Consider the following 18,420-nt stretch of genomic DNA (forward strand, 5'->3'; position numbering starts at 1 on the left):
GTTGAGTATTTACAAATTTGAAAATACAAAATTAGGACATACGAGCCAAAACTGTCATGCCACCTTGCACCGTATCCCCGATTTTAACATCAATTTTGGTACCTACCGGGAAATAAATATCAACGCGGGAACCGAAGCGAATAAAGCCGAATTCATCGTTCTGTTTCAGTTTATCGCCTTCTTTCACATACCAGCAGATACGGCGTGCCAATGCACCGGCAATCTGACGCATCAATAAGGTAGTTTTCTGATTACCAACCACAACGGTTGTACGCTCGTTTTCCGTAGAAGACTTCGGATGCCATGCTACGAGGTATTTACCCGGATGGTATTTAAAGTATTTTACCTCACCTTCAATCGGTGTACGGTTTACGTGTACATTCAACGGACTCATGAAAATCGAAACCTGGAGGCGTTGATCTTTAAAATATTCAGGCTCAAAAGTTTCTTCAATTACTACCACTTTACCATCCGCGGGCGCAATTACCAGATTATCTCCTTTGGTAAAAGTCCTGTTTGGAATACGGAAAAACCATACAATCCAGAACCATAAGGCGAAAAATACTACCTGAATCAGCCAATAAAGGATTGGAATTTCCATCAGGAATTTAGCATTTAACCATGCTACCAGGGCAAAAACGACGGTGGCTATGGCAATGTATTTATATCCTTCGCGATGAATTGTCATGTTATCTGAGCGTTTGATGTTCGTTTAAAAATGGAACTGAAGGCGCGAATTTAGCTTAAAATATGGTTATTGGTAAATCGTACATGAAAACATAGGCGTAAGCAAATGCAAATGGCGCCGCCACCAGCAACGAATCGAAGCGGTCAAGCGCACCGCCGTGGCCAGGCATCATGGTGCCCGAATCTTTTACTTCGGCCATTCTTTTCAGCTTTGACTCCAGCAGATCACCGGCTGTGCCCGCTACTGCTGCGCATAATGCAAGTGCCATCCAATCGATCATGTGATAGTAAGACGTGAAATGCCCCCAGATCGCGGCCCCCACAATCGTCAGAATAGCGCCCCCGGCAGTTCCTTCCCAGGTTTTCTTAGGAGAAATCGGCGAGAATGGCGTCTTCCCAATAAATGAACCTACGAGATAAGCCATCGTGTCATTCATCCAGATCATCAAGATCAACGCCAATGGAATGACCAGACTCATGGACCGCATTTCTATCAATAAAGAAATAGGCAACACGATGTAGAATAATCCGCCGAAAGCTGCAAACACGGCCATCAATGCGGTTTTCTTACGCAATGTACCAATCAGCAGCATTAATACTGGAATGAAGGCAATCACAAATGGGTAGGAGGTTTCCGAACGTGCAGCAAAAAAGAAACGTGCAGCAAACGCCAACAAACCTGCAATCTGTGTCACCCAGGGCATCCAGGACGGCCATTCCATATCCGGAAAAATCTTAGGAATCAGCCTTAAATATTCGCGCAGACAAAGCACCTGTATGATCAATGTCAGACCAAGAAAGCAATATATATTCCCGAGCAGGCCAAACATCATGATGATGCAAAAAACGATCGCGCTGCCAAGCCGCGTAAAAAAAGTGGGCCAGTTTAGAGCCATTTATAGAATGTTTTTGTGTATAGTTTATGATTTTTTCTCCGCCAGTTCTGCTACGGTAAAATCAGCTGACCAATTTTCCGGAAGCGGTGTACGGCTTCGCCAGAGCATGTAAAACCCGCCGACCATCACCAACCCACCCACAATCGGTACAAATGCAGGCAAAGAGCCGCCATCTACGATTGCCTTCCAGGTTGCGTTATCCCGGAAAACATACAGCAACACCACCTGCAATCCGTTATTCATCAAATGGGCGAGCATGCTGCACCAGATAGACCCTGTAAGATAATAGATCATTGCCAGCAAAACACCCGCCAGCAAGATCGATACAAACCCGTAAATATTAAAATGGATGAGTGCAAACAACAGAGATGTGACTGCTACAGAAAAGAACATGCCCGGTTTCTTATAAACCTTGCCCGCAGTGTTGTTCTCAAAATCCCAGTTCATCATCACCCCCTGATGAACGGTAAACTTGTGCGCGAAACGCATCAGGACACTTCTGAACAAAAGCTCTTCGCCAAATGCAGGTACGATCGCAAATACAAATAATGCCACCAGCATCTCGCCCAATGTTTTAAAGTTGAGATATGCACCCCAGAGCTGATCATTTTTTTCCTGCATTTCTTTCGCAAAATTGCCCAGCGGCAAAAAGCGCATCCATTGTTCAATGCCTACGAAAAAAGGAACAGCACCGAGCATTGTCAGAATCACCCAGAAATATTGAATGTTCTTGCCCGCTTTGCGAAAACCAAGATATGACGCCGGTTTCGGATGTGCGAGATAAGCGAAAATCAAACAAGGAACTGTAAATATGCCAATATGTGAAATACACTGTACCCATAAAGAAGCACGGACAACCAACGGAGAACTATGTTCATTGACACTAGCGGCTTCGTTAAGCGATACACCGAATCCTTTTTGCAGCACTATCGGCAAAAGCCCCGCTGTTACCAGCGAAAAGATCGCAGAAATCAAAACGATGAGAATCAATAACTGAAGGTACCAGGGGTAATTCCGCAAATATTGCTTGAGCATAAAACAGTTAGAAATTTTTTTCCGTGCAAAGGTAACAGAGTAAATGCCGTGATACGACAATTTCTACGAATGCCAGCAATGGTTGTTTGGATCCGAATGACCCAAAAAGCCTTTTAGGAAAAAGAAAGAACAATTATCAAAAGCAAACCAACCGCTTAGACATTAACATTGTTTTACTATTTTAAAAATGCGTCAACTAACAATCTTTAGTTAATTTTGACTGTTTTCCATAACCGTCTAGTGAATGCAAGAAATAGCCGCAGGCCCGCTTCTGAGCCAGATCGATACCCCAGCCGACCTGAAAAAACTAAATAAATCGCAGTTGCAGCAAGTCTGCAATGAACTGCGACAGTTTATCATTGACTGTGTCAGCGTACATGGCGGTCACTTTGGTGCGAGCCTTGGCGTAGTAGAATTGACGGTGGCTTTGCATTATATCATGAATACGCCAGACGACCAGCTGGTATGGGACGTAGGCCACCAGGCTTATGGACACAAAATCCTTACCGGTCGCCGCAAGGTATTTCATACCAACCGCAAATATGGCGGTATCAGCGGTTTTCCGAAACGCGACGAAAGCGACTATGATGCTTTCGGCGTCGGGCACTCTTCTACTTCTATCTCTGCTGCATTGGGCATGGCAATCGCCAGCAAATACAAAGGAGAACACCAACGTCAGCACGTAGCTGTAATCGGCGACGGCGCGATGACTGCGGGCTTGCCATTCGAAGCGCTCAACCATGCGGGTGTCAGCAATTCCAATATCCTCGTAATTCTGAACGACAATAACATGTCGATCGATCCGAACGTTGGTGCGCTGAAAGAATACCTTACAGATATTACCACTTCTCATACCTGGAATAAACTTCGCGACGATGTATGGAAACTGTTGGGCAAACTGCCTTACGGTGATCTGCAGCGCGAAATGGCTTCTAAAATGGAAGCCAGCCTGAAAGGAATGGTGTCTAAAAGCAGCAATCTTTTTGAAGCACTGGGCATGCGCTATTTTGGCCCGATTGACGGTCATAATATCCTGAAGCTGGTAGAAACATTAAAAGATCTCAAAGAAATTCCTGGTCCGAAGCTGTTGCACATTAAAACAGTAAAAGGGAAAGGCTACGAACTGGCAGAGAAAGATCAAACACTCTGGCATGCGCCGGGTACTTTTGACAAAATCACCGGGAAGATCAATAAAAAAGTAGCGGTGGTTCCTGAACCTCCGAAATACCAGGATGTTTTCGGTCATACAATTATTGAGCTGGCCGAAAAAAATCCGCTCATCATGGGTATCACGCCGGCAATGCCTTCCGGCTGCTCGCTGAAATTCATGATGGATAAAATGCCAGACCGCGCTATTGACGTTGGTATCGCAGAACAACACGCGGTAACACTCAGTGCGGGTATGGCTACGCAAGGGCTAAAGGTATTCTGTAATATCTACAGCTCGTTTATGCAGCGCGCTTATGATATGGTAATTCACGATGTTGCCATCCAGAAATTACCTGTTATTTTCTGCCTCGACCGTGCGGGCGTTGTAGGTGATGACGGTCCGACGCACCACGGCGCTTATGATATTGCCTTTATGCGCTGTGTACCGAATATGGTAGTAAGTGCACCGATGAACGAAGCTGAGCTGCGTAATCTGATGTACACTGCTCAACTTCCGGAAACAGACGTTCCATTTGTAATCCGCTACCCTCGCGGACAAGGTGTAATGCCTGAATGGCGCACACCAATGGAGAAAATTGAGATCGGTAAAGGTCGTAAGATTCAGGACGGACATGATATCGCTATTCTTACCATTGGCCATCCGGGAAATTTTGCGGTGAAAGCAGCAGCAACACTCGCGAAAGAAGGTATTGTACCGGGCATCTTTGATATGCGCTTTGCAAAACCTCTGGATGAAGCATTACTTCACGAGGTAGCTCAAAACTATAAACGTATTGTAACTGTCGAAGACGGAACTATTGTTGGCGGATTTGGCAGTGCGGTGCTTGAATTTATGGCTGCAAACAATTATGCACCTGAAATAAAAATGCTGGGTATTCCTGATCATATTGTGGAACACGGCAAACCTGAAGAACTGCATCGTGAATGTGGTTACGACGCGGAAGGCATTGTAGCAACGGTCCGTGAAATGCTGAATTCTGCGATTCTTGCGGAGGCTTTAGCTAAATAAGATTTTAAAGAGACAACGATAAAAGAACGGCTCGCCACTGGCGAGTCTTTTTTTTGCCCGTGCTATCGGGAGCCGTTGCATGCAACGGCTCCACAGAATACGCAAATCAGCGATAAAAATATTTTTCCTTCGCAGGCAACCTTCTCCTCCCATTAAGCATATATTTATTTACAACCACCATACAACCCAGTCTTTAATGGACGAATCCAAAGCCGTATTGAAGTGTAAACAAAACGACCGAAAGGCGCAGCGATTTCTGTTTGATGCTTATTCAAACGGGATGCTGATGATTTGTCTGCGTTATGTGAAGAATCAGGCGGATGCCGAAGAGGTGATGCTGAGTGGTTTTTATAAATTCTATGATAGCATAGACCGGTTTGTGTATGGTGGTACAGGAAGCATTGGCGGGTGGCTTAAGAAAATCATGATCAATGAAGCGTTGATGTTTCTGAGAAGGCAACAACAGTTTCATTTTGTTGAAGAAGGATATGCTGAAGAACTTCCAGTTGACAATCATACGTTGGATCATTTATCAGCGGGCGAGATCTTTAAGCTGATCAGGAATTTACCTTCGGGTTACCGCACTGTTTTCAATTTATTTGTGGTGGAAGGTTATAGCCACAAGGAAATTGCGGAAGCATTGTGCATTACAGAAGGAACATCAAAATCGCAATTGAATAAAGCACGCGGCATGCTGCAGAAAATGCTGCCTAAAGAATATTGTAGCTATGAAAGACAGACAGGAAGATAAGAGGATACGCGAAAAGCTGGCCTCGCTAGAGACCTTTCCTGAAAATATCCGACCCGGCAAGGAGGAGCTCTGGAATCGTCTGGACAAAGTTCTGGCACCGCCGAAAAAGAAAAACAAAACAGTTTTCTTATGGAGCGGCATAGCTGCCTGCATTGCCGGATTATTGTGTTTTTTTATGATGCATTCTTCAACTCCATCGCCGCAAGCTGAACCAGCAAAACGTCAGATGAGTGCTACCGTAAAACATCCATATATGCAGCCGGAAATGCAGGATTTGCAAACAATAAAAACACCACCATCTGCTAATCATAAAAAGAAGAAAATATTACAGCAACGTAATCCGATTCCACCAACACGAACTACTGCAAAGAAAAAATCCGTGAACGACTGTCTTATATCGATCGGCGGAACGCCACCCGGATTTGACGCAACTATCCAGGATTTAATTGCCTACTAACACTATCAGTTCATTCAGTCTAAAATGATTTTCATGACAACAAAATTCTTAAAGAGTATCGCAATTGCCAGTATCGCATTTGTTCTTTTCGCCTTTGAATTGCCGGATCATTGGCATGCAGCCGGAAGCGAACCTAAAAAATATGATATGGGAATAGAGAAAGGTGCGGGCCCCAACGGTAAAAATGCTGCAACCATCAAGTCGAAAGACAGACACCCGAACGGTTTTGGAACGCTGATGCAAACATCTGTCGCTGATAAATATCTTGGTAAAAGAGTACGCATGAGCGGCTATATGAAATCAGAAGATGTTGTAGACTGGGCTGGATTATGGTTGCGTGTGGATGGTGTAAACGGCACACGCGCAATGGCGTTTGACAACATGGCTAAACGCCCGGTAAAAGGCACTACAGACTGGCGCAAATATGAAATCGTACTCAACATACCGCTAACGGCCAGCAGCTTTTCTTATGGTGCGCTACTCTGCGAAACCGGCCAGATATGGTTTACTGATATAAATTTCGAAATAGTGGACAACACAGTTCCGACTACCGGAGAATGTGAAGTCTGTTCTTTACCAGAGCAACAGCCCGTAAACCTGAGCTTTGAAAACTAGATACGTTTATTAACCAAATGAACGCTATGAATGGCGAGCGGCGGCGCTCGCCATTTTTCTTCCAAACACTTCCGGCGCGAGTACATTGAAACGTTGACAAGTTGATACGTCGCGAAACCTAATTACGGACCACGAGCACTGTCAATTGTCCATTGTCAACTGTCAATTGTATAGGATAATAAGATTTAACGTATGGCTAATATTAGATCTCTTCTTTTGTCAAAACAATCAGATGAAGAAATTATACTTAGCACTTTCAGCCCTCGTAGCCGCTTTCTCGGCAAATGCCCAAATCACTTTATTGCAAACCTACACCAACAACACATCAGCACCAGTTGGTTCGTATCAAGGTATAACCATGCGTGAAGCGGGTTTCTCCAGCCTTTATTACATTCCGGGCACACAACTGGAATTTTTCACCATCTCAGACCGCGGGCCCAACATTGACGCAGGCAGCGCGAACTGTGCCACCACCGGCAATGAAAAAATTTTTCCGTTTCCTGGTTATGTACCAAAAATGCATCGCCTGAAACTGATGGGTGACAGCATCCAGATTTTACAGACCTGGAACATGCGCAAACCAGATAGCACAAACGTAAGCGGTTTACCAAACCCCGTGGGCTTCGGCAGCGCGGGTGAAGTGGCATGGTCTGACACATCAAATAATTGTCCGAACATGCACACCGTTGGCATTGACTCTCTGGGGCTCGATCCTGAAGGCGTTGTGATTGGTGCGAACAATACCTTTTGGGTTTCTGAAGAATACGGAACCAGCGTATTGCAAATGAGTAAAAATGGTGTAATCCTGAACAGACACACGCCATACGGCAGCGGCCCGAATAGAATCGGCATTGATACCGTACTGCGCAATCGTACGTCTAACCGCGGTTTTGAAGGTCTGGCTATTACACCAAATGGTAAGATCTACGCTTTTATGCAAAGCACCATGGATTTTCCGGTAAGCGCAAAAGATACAACACGCATCATGCGTATTCTGGAAATCAATCCAACAACGAATACGACACGCATGTTCGTGCATCTGAATCCCGGCACATCAAATGTGGGTGGTGATAAGATCAAACCAAAAGACTGGAAAATCGGTGACGCTTCTGCGATCAACGACAGTACTTTCCTGATTATTGAACATGGTGTAAAAAACGCAAACAATCAGAAAAGAATATACACACTGAGTTTGTCGGGGGCTACGCCAATTACACAAAACTGGATCAACGGCAAAACTGTTGAACAATATTATGACAGCACTGGCCTTGCGTCTGTAGGTATTACAGCTTGCAAAAAAACAGTGTTTTTGGATCTGATGGCAAATGGCTGGAATCCTGCGATGGACAAACCGGAAAACCTCGCCATCATCAATGATTCTACTATTGCTGTAGGTCAGGATAATGACTACGGCTTTGTTAGCGCCGATGCCGATGGCATCATTGCAGCAACCAATCTGAAATCGTCAATCTATGTTTACCGTCTTTCGGGAACGAATAAGATCACGAACTACGTAACACCGACGAATACGATTACGACCCCGATACCAACAGCGGTAACTTCAGTAAATGCACAACCGAAATCTGTAACTGTTTACCCGAATCCATTGCATCAGAGTGAAACACTTCATTTCTCTGCGCCTGTAACTGCGGTTGTATTCGACATCACAGGTCGTCAGATGGCTGCAATCAGCAACGCAACCGAATTGAACACAGCACATCTTTCTGCGGGTATGTACACCATTCGCACCAACGATGGAAACGCCACTCGCTTTGTAATTTATTAAGTTTAAAGCTTAAAGTCCAACGCTTAAAGCGCAAAGCTGATAACACAGCTTTGCGCTTTTTGTTTTCCCACGACGGACGCAAAAAACCAAACTCTACGGTTTTCTGACGTTTGACATTTGACGTTTCACCCGATTGACCATTGAAAAGCCTTCAGCTTTTTTGATGGCACTTTTTTTATCTAATTAGCGGTAACTTCATAGAGATAAACTCTGGCCTATGCAACGACACACGTATGAATCAGGGATTATAGGCAATTGTGCCTACCTGGCGCATGTTCATAAGGACACCAATATTTCATGGCTTTGCTGGCCGCGATTCGACAGTAGTTTTATTTTTGGCGGACTGCTTGACAAACAAAAAGGCGGTTCGTTTCAAATTCTTCCGCAAGGTGAATTCCATTCGAAACAGGCTTATGTAGAAAACACCAACATTCTTACCACAACCATAGAATGCAAGGAGGGTGCATACACCGTCACCGATTTTGCGCCGCGCTTTCCGCTCTACGACCGTTACTACCGGCCACTCATGCTGATACGGAAAATAGAACCGATTAAGAACAATCCAAAAATAAAAGTCTCCTGTAAACCAGTTGGCGATTATGGCGCAACACAACTCGTTCCTTACATGGGCAGCAATCATATTCAGTTTCATGGACTGGAGCGGCCGCTGCGACTTACAACGAATATCTCACTCAATAATATTCTCAACGAGGAGTATCTGGTACTTACAGAACCGAAGTATTTAGTGCTTACGTACGGTCTTCCACTGGAAGCGCCGCTCATCACAACTGCAGAAGATTTCTTAATGCAGACCCGTACGTACTGGCATCGCTGGATAAAGAATACAGGCATTGGCAATATGTACCAGGAACAGGTAATCCGTTCCTCACTTGCGTTAAAAATTCACCAGTACGAAGACACGGGTGCCATCATTGCAGCAAGCACTACGAGTCTGCCTGAATTTGACGGCAGTGGCCGTAATTGGGATTATCGCTTTTGCTGGCTGCGCGATGCTTATTATATCCTGAATGCATTCAATAACATTGGTCACTTCGAAGAAGCAGAACAATATTTTCACTTCATCGCTAATGTAACCGTGCAAGACAGCGGACGTTACAATCCGATGTACACGATTACGGGCAAAGCAGATTTTGTAGAAACAATTGTGGACCTGGATGGCTACATGGGCAACAAACCGGTGCGTATCGGCAATCAGGCAGTAGAGCATATTCAGAATGATATTTACGGCCAGGTGTTGCTTTCGTTACTGCCGCTTTATACTGACCGGCGATTTATTTATGAAGAGCGCCCCTACTCCGCCCGATGGATTAATAACATTCTCAAAAAAATCAACGATACCCTCGATGAGCCAGACGCGGGCATTTGGGAATTCAGAAACCTGACGCAAGAACATTGTTATACAAACTTGTTTCAGTGGGCGGGCTGCCGCGCTGCGATCAAAATGGCGAAGCATATAGGCGATCAGGAATTGCTGCAGACCGCACGTAAGCTCATGCAACGCGCAGCCAATAAAATCGAAGCCTGCTTTGACCCCGAACGTTATGTATATACACAGGCAATTGGCACCAAACATTTAGACGCCAGCACCCTGCAGTTGATTATGATGCATTATCTGGATCCCGAGTCTGAAAAAGCACGTGGGCATTTACGCGCATTGGAAAAAGAACTGAAAGCTGACAAAGGACTTTTCTATCGTTACCTGCATGCAGATGATTTTGGCAAACCACAAACGACCTTTCTCATTACTGCATTCTGGTATGTAGAAGCGCTGGCATGTGTTGGCAGAATCGAAGAAGCGATTGAGCAATTTAATCATCTGCTGCAATATTCAAACCATCTTGGATTATTTAGTGAAGATGTAGACGCAATCGATGGCAGTCAGTGGGGAAATTTCCCGCAGGCATATAGTCATGTGGGGTTAATGAACGCTGCGTATAGAATTTCGAAGAGACTGGATCGACCGAATTTTCTGTAGCGCGCTGATTTTTGTGAAACGTGAAAGGTCAATGGTCAATGGTGAATCGTCAATGCTCACGTCTTGTAAAACACTCTGCAGACGCACAAAATGAGGGTCATTGCGATGAGGAGGAACGACGAAGTGGCAATCTGATTTCCCGTTTAATGGTTACGAACAAATCAACAATCTCCAATTCTCCCATCAGCCATAAAAAAAATCCCTCTCAACAATATTGCCGGGAGGGATTTTTCATTCTTAGTTGTTGTGAACTTATTGGGTCAGCTTACTTCTTTGAGCGGCAGATTAAGCATCGTCTCCGAAGCAGTTGTATGGTACATTTCTGAAAGTAATCCTCTTACTTCTTTATACGAATTTAAGAAATAAGTTGCAGCTGAAACATTACTGCCCACTTTTATTGTAATCGCATCTTGCGGCATTGCTTTAAACATGTCTTCATCGGTATAATCATCGCCGATTGCCATGATAAAATCATAGAGCTCTTTTTCCAGCCAGCGCTTACTGGCGCGGCCTTTGTTGACGTTAAGATTTTTTATCTCAAGAACTTTATCTCCTTCCAATATCTGCAATCCGCGGTCTGCAACAAAATGACGAATATCATCTGCCAGTTCATGCGCGCGCAATTCGCCCAAACCCGCTTGCGCATTGCGATAGTGCCATGCAAGTGAATAACTCTTCTCTTCGATATACGCACCCGGTGTACGGTTTACATAAACTGAAAGAACGTTTTCAACTTCCTTCTTCCAATCAACGTTAAGATCACGACGATTCTTCCATGCCTTACCATGTTCTTTGTACCACGCACCATGTTCTGCAATAAAGTCAATCGGTAAATGACCCAGCCAGCCTTCTAATGTTTCGTAGTCTCTTCCGCTCACGATTACTACATGATTATGCGGATCGGCGCTGAGCGATTCTAAAATATGAATGAGCTGATCATCCGGCTTTGCATCTTTTGTTTGTTGCTGAAAAGGCACCAACGTACCATCATAATCCAACAGCAGCAAACGTTTCGCACTGTGCACATAGCTGATCGCGATTTTTTGCGCAATGGAAGGATTAATGACACGAGTAGCCAGAGACATCTGACGTAATTTTACCTCCGCCAGCTTATCAATAAAATTAGTTACCCAATTATTAATATCAAACCGGGAAACGGTTTGCTGCATTGCCGTCATCCGACGTTTCTGCTCATCTTCCGGCATATTCAGCGCCTGATAAATAGTTTCACAGAAATTCCAGATATCATTCGGATTTACCATCACCGCTTCAGAAAGCTCACGGGATGCGCCGGCCATTTCACTCAATACCAACACACCTTTTTGATCTGTTTTGCTTGCTACATATTCTTTACTTACAAGGTTCATACCATCACGCATCGGTGTTACCAATGCTACATCTGCTGCACGATACAATGCAGATAAAAGTGTTGGTGAGAAAGAACGGTAAAAATGCTGAATTGGTTGCCAGCCAAGCATTCCAAAGCGACCATTAATCTCGCTTACCATCCGGTTCATTTCTTCTTTAATCTCTTTGTACTTCGGCACATTATCACGGGAAGGCACGACTAATTGTATGTAAACAATTTTTCCGCGCAGCTCCGGATAACGTTCCAGCATCAGGCTGAATGCTTCGAGCCGGTGAATGATGCCTTTGCTGTAATCAAGTCGGTCAATGGAAATAATAAGTTTATTATTATTGGTGAGCTTGTGCAACTTTTTTTCATTCCTGCGCGTCATGCTCTGTTCGGCAAGCTGTCTGTATTTTTTATAATCGATACTTATCGGGAAAGCATCAACTGAAACGACTCTGTCTTTTACATTCAGTTCATTTACCGAACCGTTAATGCCAGCCAATCTGTTTGCTGCGCTGATAAAATGTCGCACATCGTCGTAAGTCTGAAAACCGATCACATCCGCACCTAATACACCACACAGCAATTCTTTGCGCCAGGGCAGCAAACGGAATATTTCGTACGACGGAAACGGAATGTGATTAAAGAAGCCAATGTTCACTTCCGGCAATTCATGACGCACCATTTGCGGCACCAGCATGAGTTGGTAATCATGCACCCATATAATGTCATCCTTGGTAGCAATCTTTAAAACCGCTTCCGCAAATTTTTTATTTACTGATTGATATACTTCCCACTGCTCGGGGTGATAACTGGCGTAAGTGGGGAAATAGTGAAACAGCGGCCAGAGTGTTTCGTTAGAAAAACCCTCATAAAAATCGTTAATCTCCTGCTGTGTAAGAAATATCGGGGAAAGATTCTGCAAGGCAAGGTCGGTCTTCACTTTACTCTGGTCTTCTTCTGCGACGGCACTTCCCGGCCATCCTATCCAAAGATTCTGATTCTGCTTGTAGATAGTAGACAGCCCTGTTGCAAGACCGCCTTCGCTGGTTTGATAAGTAATAGCTCCATCCTTCCACGTCAGTTTAACAGGTAAACGATTGGATACTATTATTATGCGTTTGTTCTGGTTCATATAAAGATCTCCTATCAGCCTATTCAGCTAAAAAAGTTGTGCCAACGCAGTAACGCATTATCAATCAATTATCCATAAAGCTCCAGATGTATATCCTTTTTATCGTATCCCATTCCTAAAATCCGCTCTTTTGCTTCGTCAATCATGGCGCGCCAGCCACATAACATAAACAACCCCGGATGCCGCTCTGATGCAAGTTCTTCGTAGATCGGGTGGACATATCCCTTTTTACCGTCCCAATCTTCGCGTGAAAGTGTAGGATGATATTGAAATCCAGGAATTAGTTTTTCCAGTTCTCTCATTTCGTGGGCATAAAGCAAGTCCTTGCGCGTACGGCAACCGAATATCAGATGCAATTTTTCATGCGGCACCTGATGCTTGTGAATATAATGGAGCATACTGCGAAACGGCGCAATACCTGTGCCAGTGCAGATTAGATAAAGATCACGGTCTAAGTGTTCCGGCAATACGAAAACACCCTGCGGACCGCGCATCGTAAAGTTACTGCCTTCTTGTATTTCTTTAAAAATATAATTGCTGCCGGCGCCGTCTTCTACCAGTGATATCAACAATTCAATTTCACTGCTGCCATCCGGCATTGAAGCGATACTGTAGCTGCGCCAGCGTTTGTTGCGCTGCTCATGTATCGGAAGATCAAGCGTTACAAACTGTCCGGCTTTAAACGGAAATGTTTCATCTTCTAAACGAATCCAATAACGACGTGTATTGTGCGTTTCCTGTTCGATACGAACGACGGTACCATTCTGCCATTGTGGGATCATAAGCGAAGATTTGGCTCAAAATTAAAAAGTCAAAAGTCAAAAGTCAAAACAAAAAAGCTGAATGCGTAAAGCCTAAAGCTGAAAGCTTGCTCGCTTTTGTCATCCTGAGCGGAGTCGAAGGATGTGAGTGGTGAAACGTCAATGATGAATAATCACAGGAAAGCGGCTTCGACTACGCTCAGCCTGACAAGAAAAGCCAAAATAACGGGGTCATTGACGTTTCACCACATTAACCATTGATGCTATTGTTTCACCGTCGGCATCATCTGCTTTCGTTGTGTCGAATCCTGCTGTTTGCGCATCCATTCTTTGAAATTGGTACGGATCCACATTTTAAACTCCAGCTCAGATGCAGTGCGGGCATAATCATACGGCACCGGATAGGCATTCATAAAATAGGCCAATGTATCACCGGTAAGATTTGTCAAAGCATTCACTAGCTCCGGCGTGTAACGGGAATCTATAAACCGCTGGTCTTCCCAGTAGCCGTAATTTTTCTGAAAACGGTAAATGTCTTTGCTTTTTTTGGAAAATTGTTCCGCAAGCAAAGTAAACGGACTAGTAACCGAACCGCCTTTTTCACGCGCCAGCGCCCGTGTGTAAGTAGACCGCCTTGTCAGAGAATCAATCTGATACTGTGTGTAATTTTTAGTACGGACTGTGTATTCTTTCAGCAAATAGCTGGTCACTTCCAGTTTAAATGATTCGTCAATTACGCCCACTGCGGGCGGCATTTTCCATTGCAATGTCTTATAACCTATAAACGTAAAAGCGATCTGATCTCCATTTTTTGCCGGCAGCGAAAATGTCCCATTATCTTCGGTATATACTGATTGCTGCGTCCGCACATTGATCACCACTACCGGTGCGAGAGGCTTACCTGTAGCGGCATCCGTCACAATACCTTTTAAAGTTTGCGCATCTGCTGTACCGAGGGTAAAAAGGGTAACAATTATGAGTAATAAGTATCTCAAATAAACGGGATTGAACGTGAAATTAAGTCGCCATAAATATTTCAGAAAATATAAGAATCGTTTTTGGGATTATTTTAACCGAATCTGCCTATTTGAACAGATTTTGCCCGTATTTTCCACAGAATCTGGTCATATTGCCGCGCATATTGCCCTTTTTTATACTTTTGACCCGTCAAAATTTCGATTCCAATCATGGCAAGTCCATCATTTTACAAACGTCTGCAAGATGAATTGCAGGATATCCAAAATGCAGGTTTATATAAATCAGAGCGCATCATCGAATCTGAGCAGGGCGCTGAAATCATTGTAGGTGGTAAAAAAGTATTGAACTTTTGTGCCAACAACTACCTTGGTCTTTCTTCTGCTCCGAGAGTGATTGAAGCTGCACATCAGACGATCGACAAACGCGGCTACGGTATGAGCTCCGTGCGTTTTATCTGCGGTACGCAAGACATCCACAAAGAACTTGAGGCAAAACTTTCTAAGTTTCTCGGTGCCGAAGATACTATTCTGTACGTGGCTTGTTTCGATGCAAACGGCGGTGTTTTCGAACCCTTGCTGGGCGAAAACGACATCATCATTTCCGATGAACTCAACCATGCGTCTATCATTGACGGTGTACGCCTGTGTAAATCACGTCGTGCACGTTACAAACACAATGATATGGCTGATCTGGAAGCACAGCTGCAAGCTTCTATGGATGCCCGCACACGCCTCATCGTTACCGATTCTGTATTCTCAATGGATGGCACGATCGCGCAACTGGATAAAATCTGTGATCTCGCAGATAAATACGATGCTATCATCATGATCGATGAAAGCCACTCTTCTGGTTTTATGGGTAAAACCGGCCGTGGCGTGCACGAACTGTGCAACGTAATGGACCGCATCGATATTATCACCGGTACATTGGGCAAAGCACTCGGTGGCGCATCTGGTGGTTTTACCAGCGGTAAAAAAGAAATCATTGAAATGCTGCGTCAGCGCAGTCGTCCATATCTGTTCTCCAACACTGTGGCACCTTCAGTAGTAGGCGCTTCTATCGCAGTACTGGACATGCTGAGCGAAACTACTGCCCTGCGTGACAAACTGGAAGATAACACATTGTATTTCCGCAATCAGATGACTGCTGCAGGTTTTGACATCAAGCCAGGCACGCACCCGATCTGTCCGGTAATGCTGTATGACGCAGTGCTGGCGCAAAAATTCGCTACACGCATGCTGGAAGAAGGCATTTACGTAGTTGGTTTCTTCTACCCTGTTGTGGCAAAAGGACAAGCTCGTATCCGCGTACAGATTTCTGCTGGTCACGAAAAACAACACCTGGATAAAGCAATTGAAGCATTTACCAAAGTAGGTAAAGAGCTGGGCGTAATTAAATAATCGCTCATCGCTGATTTTCTGTCGCTGATGTCTGATTTTTCAAGCATTGGTTTCGCCTGTATTATTTTTTATTGGTGAAATCAGGAAATCAGCCATCAGCGATCCAAACGCCATTCGATTTTAGTATTTTCACACATCAAAAAAAGTGATACGCGTTTTATAAGAAAACGCCGAAGAAGATTATCACACCAAAAAGAGATTTTGTGAAAGCAATTATACCGGTTGCCGGAGCAGGCACCAAATTAAGACCGCTCACATACACGCAGCCAAAAGCGCTGATTCCGATTGCAGGCAAAACTATTTTGAGTGTAATCGTAGACCAGTTGCTAGATGCAGGCGTTACTGAATTTGTATTTGTCATCGGTTATCTCGGTGAAAAGATTCAGCGCTATATCGCCAAAACTTATCCAAATCTTTCCTACACACTGGTCACTCAGAATGATCGTCGCGGAACGGGTCATGCCATTTGGCTGACGCGTGAAGCTATTGGCAATGATGAAGTACTCATCGTGCTGGGCGATACAATCTGTGACTACAATGTGCAGGAATTTTTAAATAAAGAAACATCTCAGATCGGCGTCCGTAAAGTAGATGACCCACGCAGTTTTGGTGTGGCAGAACTAGACGACAATGATCATGTACAGAAAGTGGTGGAAAAGCCATTGATCCCAAAATCAAACATGGCAATGGTGGGTATTTACTACATCAAAGAGACCAATGCAATGTTTGCCGCACTGGATAAACATCTGTACAAACGTGCTGATGACGATGGAGAATACCACCTCACCAATGCCTTACAGCAAATGATTGAAGTCGGCATCCGCTTTGATGCATACCGGGTAAACAACTGGTTTGACTGCGGTAAAAAAGAAACATTGCTTACCACCAATGCCACGCTGCTCAAGCAACTGGACGATGGCCGTAATGATTATACGCAGTACATTGAAAACGGAACGGTGATTATTCCGCCGGTAAATATTGCCGAAGGCTGCAACATTCAGCATTCCATCATCGGGCCGAATGTAACGATCGGTGAATACACGACGATTAACGCATCTATCATTAAAGATTCCATTATCGGCTCTTATGCGCAATTAGAAGAAGTGGTGCTCCACTCTTCAATTATCGGCAACGACGCCTTTGTGCGCGGTATGAGCCAAAGCCTCAATATCGGGGATAATACAGAGATCGATCTTGGATAAACTTCGAGCTCAATGTCTAAAGCAGAAAGCGTAAAGCAAAATAGCTTTGCACTTTCTGCTATTTTTTTACCGATCATTATTACCAATGATCAACTTCAACGAAAACTACAATGGACGGATTTAAAAACCGTATTACGGAATTATTCGGCATTCAATATCCGATTATACAAGCAGGCATGATCTGGGCTTCGGGCTGGAAGCTCGCATCTGCAGTAAGCAATGCCGGCGGACTCGGCATTATTGGTGCGGGCAGTATGTATCCTGAAATTTTACGGGAGCACATTCAGCAATGTAAACAAGCTACAGACAAGCCTTTTGCAGTAAATCTCCCGTTATTGTATCCAAACATTGAAGAACACGTTGGTATCATTCTCGAAGAAAAAGTTCCAATCGTTTTTACTTCTGCAGGCAATCCCAAAACATGGACTGCAAAGCTGAAAGAACACGGTATTGTAGTGGTACATGTAGTTTCCAGCGCAAAATTTGCACGTAAATGTGAAGAAGCCGGCGTTGATGCAGTTGTAGCAGAAGGTTTTGAAGCTGGTGGCCATAACGGCCGTGAAGAAACAACGACGCTTTGTTTGATTCCTGCTGTTCGCGAAGCGATTACAATTCCGCTGATTGCCGCGGGAGGTATTGCAACTGGTCGTGCGATGTTTGCCATGATGGCGTTAGGCGCTGAAGCTGTGCAAATGGGCAGTCGTTTTGTGTGTAGCCCGGAAGCATCAAGTCATCAGGCATTCAAAGAAACGATTGTTGCAGCGAATGAAGGAGATACGATGTTATCATTGAAAAGGCTCACGCCGGTTCGTCTCATCAAGAATGACTTTTTTAAACGTGTTCAGGAGGCTGAGGAACGTTGTGCTACTACAGATGAACTTCAGGAAATTCTAGGCCGTGCAAGAGCCAAGAAAGGCATGTTTGAAGGAGATCTGCATGAAGGCGAATTAGAAATCGGACAAGTAAGCAGCATCATTCACGATATTAAACCTGCCGGCCAGATTGTAGCGGATGTTTGGGAGGAATTTGTTGCGACGACGCAGCATCCCTTTAAGTATTAAGCCTAAAGCCTTTTTATCGCTGATGGCTGATTTGTGCGTCAAACGTGAAAGGTCAAACGTCAATGGTGAATGGTCAATCCAAAAATATTTTAAAGAAGGTTCGCAAGTTGCGAACCTTTTCTGTTTC

Annotated in this window: 15 protein-coding genes; 9 read left to right on the forward strand and 6 right to left on the reverse strand. The window is 44.4% G+C overall.

Annotation, left to right across the window (positions count from 1 at the left end):
- Positions 1 to 31 precede the first annotated feature (31 nt).
- From DN068_RS14655 to DN068_RS14665, 3 genes are read right to left on the reverse strand one after another with little or no spacing between them, the layout of a single operon-like run.
- Positions 32 to 688: a phosphatidylserine decarboxylase family protein gene (locus DN068_RS14655; RefSeq protein WP_110999681.1), complete on the reverse strand. Its 657-nt coding sequence runs from the start codon at positions 686 to 688 to the stop codon at positions 32 to 34.
- Between the two features lie 55 nt (positions 689 to 743).
- A complete protein-coding gene (locus DN068_RS14660; RefSeq protein WP_110999682.1) occupies positions 744 to 1,583 on the reverse strand; it encodes a phosphatidate cytidylyltransferase in 840 nt (279 codons plus the stop codon).
- A 24-nt stretch (positions 1,584 to 1,607) separates the two neighbouring features.
- Positions 1,608 to 2,618, reverse strand: coding sequence for a CPBP family intramembrane glutamic endopeptidase (locus tag DN068_RS14665; RefSeq protein WP_110999683.1), 1,011 nt, complete (start codon positions 2,616 to 2,618; stop codon positions 1,608 to 1,610).
- Between the two features lie 244 nt (positions 2,619 to 2,862).
- Between DN068_RS14665 and dxs the strand changes: the two genes are divergently transcribed.
- The 6 genes from dxs to DN068_RS14695 all read left to right on the forward strand — a co-directional run bounded on the left by dxs (position 2,863) and on the right by DN068_RS14695 (position 10,402).
- The gene (gene dxs, locus DN068_RS14670) at positions 2,863 to 4,797 is read left to right on the forward strand and encodes a 1-deoxy-D-xylulose-5-phosphate synthase (RefSeq protein ID WP_110999684.1); all 1,935 of its coding nucleotides are present in this window, start codon (positions 2,863 to 2,865) and stop codon (positions 4,795 to 4,797) included.
- 196 nt (positions 4,798 to 4,993) lie between these two features.
- Positions 4,994 to 5,548, forward strand: a complete 555-nt coding sequence (locus DN068_RS14675) for an RNA polymerase sigma factor (RefSeq protein ID WP_110999685.1) — start codon at positions 4,994 to 4,996, stop codon at positions 5,546 to 5,548.
- A complete protein-coding gene (locus tag DN068_RS14680) occupies positions 5,526 to 6,005 on the forward strand; it encodes a hypothetical protein (protein WP_110999686.1) in 480 nt (159 codons plus the stop codon). The genes DN068_RS14675 and DN068_RS14680 overlap by 23 nt, the downstream gene beginning before the upstream one ends.
- Positions 6,006 to 6,038: 33 nt before the next feature.
- Positions 6,039 to 6,620, forward strand: coding sequence for a hypothetical protein (locus tag DN068_RS14685; RefSeq protein ID WP_123985359.1), 582 nt, complete (start codon positions 6,039 to 6,041; stop codon positions 6,618 to 6,620).
- Positions 6,621 to 6,852: 232 nt separating this feature from the next.
- A complete protein-coding gene (locus DN068_RS14690) occupies positions 6,853 to 8,406 on the forward strand; it encodes an esterase-like activity of phytase family protein (RefSeq protein ID WP_110999688.1) in 1,554 nt (517 codons plus the stop codon).
- 217 nt (positions 8,407 to 8,623) lie between these two features.
- Positions 8,624 to 10,402 (forward strand): glycoside hydrolase family 15 protein, encoded by a 1,779-nt coding sequence (locus DN068_RS14695; protein ID WP_110999689.1) that lies wholly within the window; start codon positions 8,624 to 8,626, stop codon positions 10,400 to 10,402.
- A 260-nt stretch (positions 10,403 to 10,662) separates the two neighbouring features.
- Here the strand turns inward: DN068_RS14695 and DN068_RS14700 are convergent, their stop codons facing one another.
- The 3 genes from DN068_RS14700 to DN068_RS14710 form a co-directional block, all read right to left on the reverse strand.
- Positions 10,663 to 12,891 carry a bifunctional alpha,alpha-trehalose-phosphate synthase (UDP-forming)/trehalose-phosphatase gene (locus tag DN068_RS14700; RefSeq protein WP_110999690.1) on the reverse strand — a complete coding sequence of 743 codons (2,229 nt, stop codon included), beginning with the start codon at positions 12,889 to 12,891 and terminating at the stop codon, positions 10,663 to 10,665.
- Positions 12,892 to 12,959: 68 nt separating this feature from the next.
- Positions 12,960 to 13,673, reverse strand: coding sequence for a ferredoxin--NADP reductase (locus DN068_RS14705; protein WP_110999691.1), 714 nt, complete (start codon positions 13,671 to 13,673; stop codon positions 12,960 to 12,962).
- A gap of 242 nt (positions 13,674 to 13,915) precedes the next feature.
- Positions 13,916 to 14,647: a carboxypeptidase-like regulatory domain-containing protein gene (locus DN068_RS14710; RefSeq protein WP_165836407.1), complete on the reverse strand. Its 732-nt coding sequence runs from the start codon at positions 14,645 to 14,647 to the stop codon at positions 13,916 to 13,918.
- 192 nt (positions 14,648 to 14,839) lie between these two features.
- Between DN068_RS14710 and kbl the strand changes: the two genes are divergently transcribed.
- From kbl to DN068_RS14725, 3 genes are all read left to right on the forward strand, one after another.
- Positions 14,840 to 16,030 (forward strand): glycine C-acetyltransferase, encoded by a 1,191-nt coding sequence (gene kbl / locus DN068_RS14715; protein ID WP_110999693.1) that lies wholly within the window; start codon positions 14,840 to 14,842, stop codon positions 16,028 to 16,030.
- A gap of 203 nt (positions 16,031 to 16,233) precedes the next feature.
- Positions 16,234 to 17,232 (forward strand): sugar nucleotidyltransferase, encoded by a 999-nt coding sequence (locus DN068_RS14720; RefSeq protein WP_110999694.1) that lies wholly within the window; start codon positions 16,234 to 16,236, stop codon positions 17,230 to 17,232.
- A gap of 110 nt (positions 17,233 to 17,342) precedes the next feature.
- Complete coding sequence (locus DN068_RS14725) at positions 17,343 to 18,293, forward strand: NAD(P)H-dependent flavin oxidoreductase (protein ID WP_110999695.1); 951 nt, start codon at positions 17,343 to 17,345, stop codon at positions 18,291 to 18,293.
- Positions 18,294 to 18,420 lie beyond the last annotated feature (127 nt).

It is taken from the genome of Taibaiella soli (assembly GCF_003236175.1).
Taxonomy (GTDB): Bacteria; Bacteroidota; Bacteroidia; order Chitinophagales; family Chitinophagaceae; genus QKTW01.

Bases quoted from the DNA above. Each gene is read 5' to 3' on its own strand.
- DN068_RS14725 (WP_110999695.1), top strand. From the start codon at position 17,343: ATGGACGGATTTAAAAACCGTATTACGGAATTATTCGGCATTCAATAT.
- DN068_RS14690 (WP_110999688.1), top strand. From the start codon at position 6,853: ATGAAGAAATTATACTTAGCACTTTCAGCCCTCGTAGCCGCTTTCTCG.
- DN068_RS14675 (WP_110999685.1), top strand. From the start codon at position 4,994: ATGGACGAATCCAAAGCCGTATTGAAGTGTAAACAAAACGACCGAAAG.
- DN068_RS14700 (WP_110999690.1), bottom strand. From the start codon at position 12,891: ATGAACCAGAACAAACGCATAATAATAGTATCCAATCGTTTACCTGTT.
- DN068_RS14655 (WP_110999681.1), bottom strand. From the start codon at position 688: ATGACAATTCATCGCGAAGGATATAAATACATTGCCATAGCCACCGTC.
- DN068_RS14695 (WP_110999689.1), top strand. From the start codon at position 8,624: ATGCAACGACACACGTATGAATCAGGGATTATAGGCAATTGTGCCTAC.
- DN068_RS14665 (WP_110999683.1), bottom strand. From the start codon at position 2,618: ATGCTCAAGCAATATTTGCGGAATTACCCCTGGTACCTTCAGTTATTG.
- dxs (WP_110999684.1), top strand. From the start codon at position 2,863: ATGCAAGAAATAGCCGCAGGCCCGCTTCTGAGCCAGATCGATACCCCA.
- DN068_RS14685 (WP_123985359.1), top strand. From the start codon at position 6,039: ATGACAACAAAATTCTTAAAGAGTATCGCAATTGCCAGTATCGCATTT.
- DN068_RS14705 (WP_110999691.1), bottom strand. From the start codon at position 13,673: ATGATCCCACAATGGCAGAATGGTACCGTCGTTCGTATCGAACAGGAA.
- kbl (WP_110999693.1), top strand. From the start codon at position 14,840: ATGGCAAGTCCATCATTTTACAAACGTCTGCAAGATGAATTGCAGGAT.
- DN068_RS14660 (WP_110999682.1), bottom strand. From the start codon at position 1,583: ATGGCTCTAAACTGGCCCACTTTTTTTACGCGGCTTGGCAGCGCGATC.
- DN068_RS14680 (WP_110999686.1), top strand. From the start codon at position 5,526: ATGAAAGACAGACAGGAAGATAAGAGGATACGCGAAAAGCTGGCCTCG.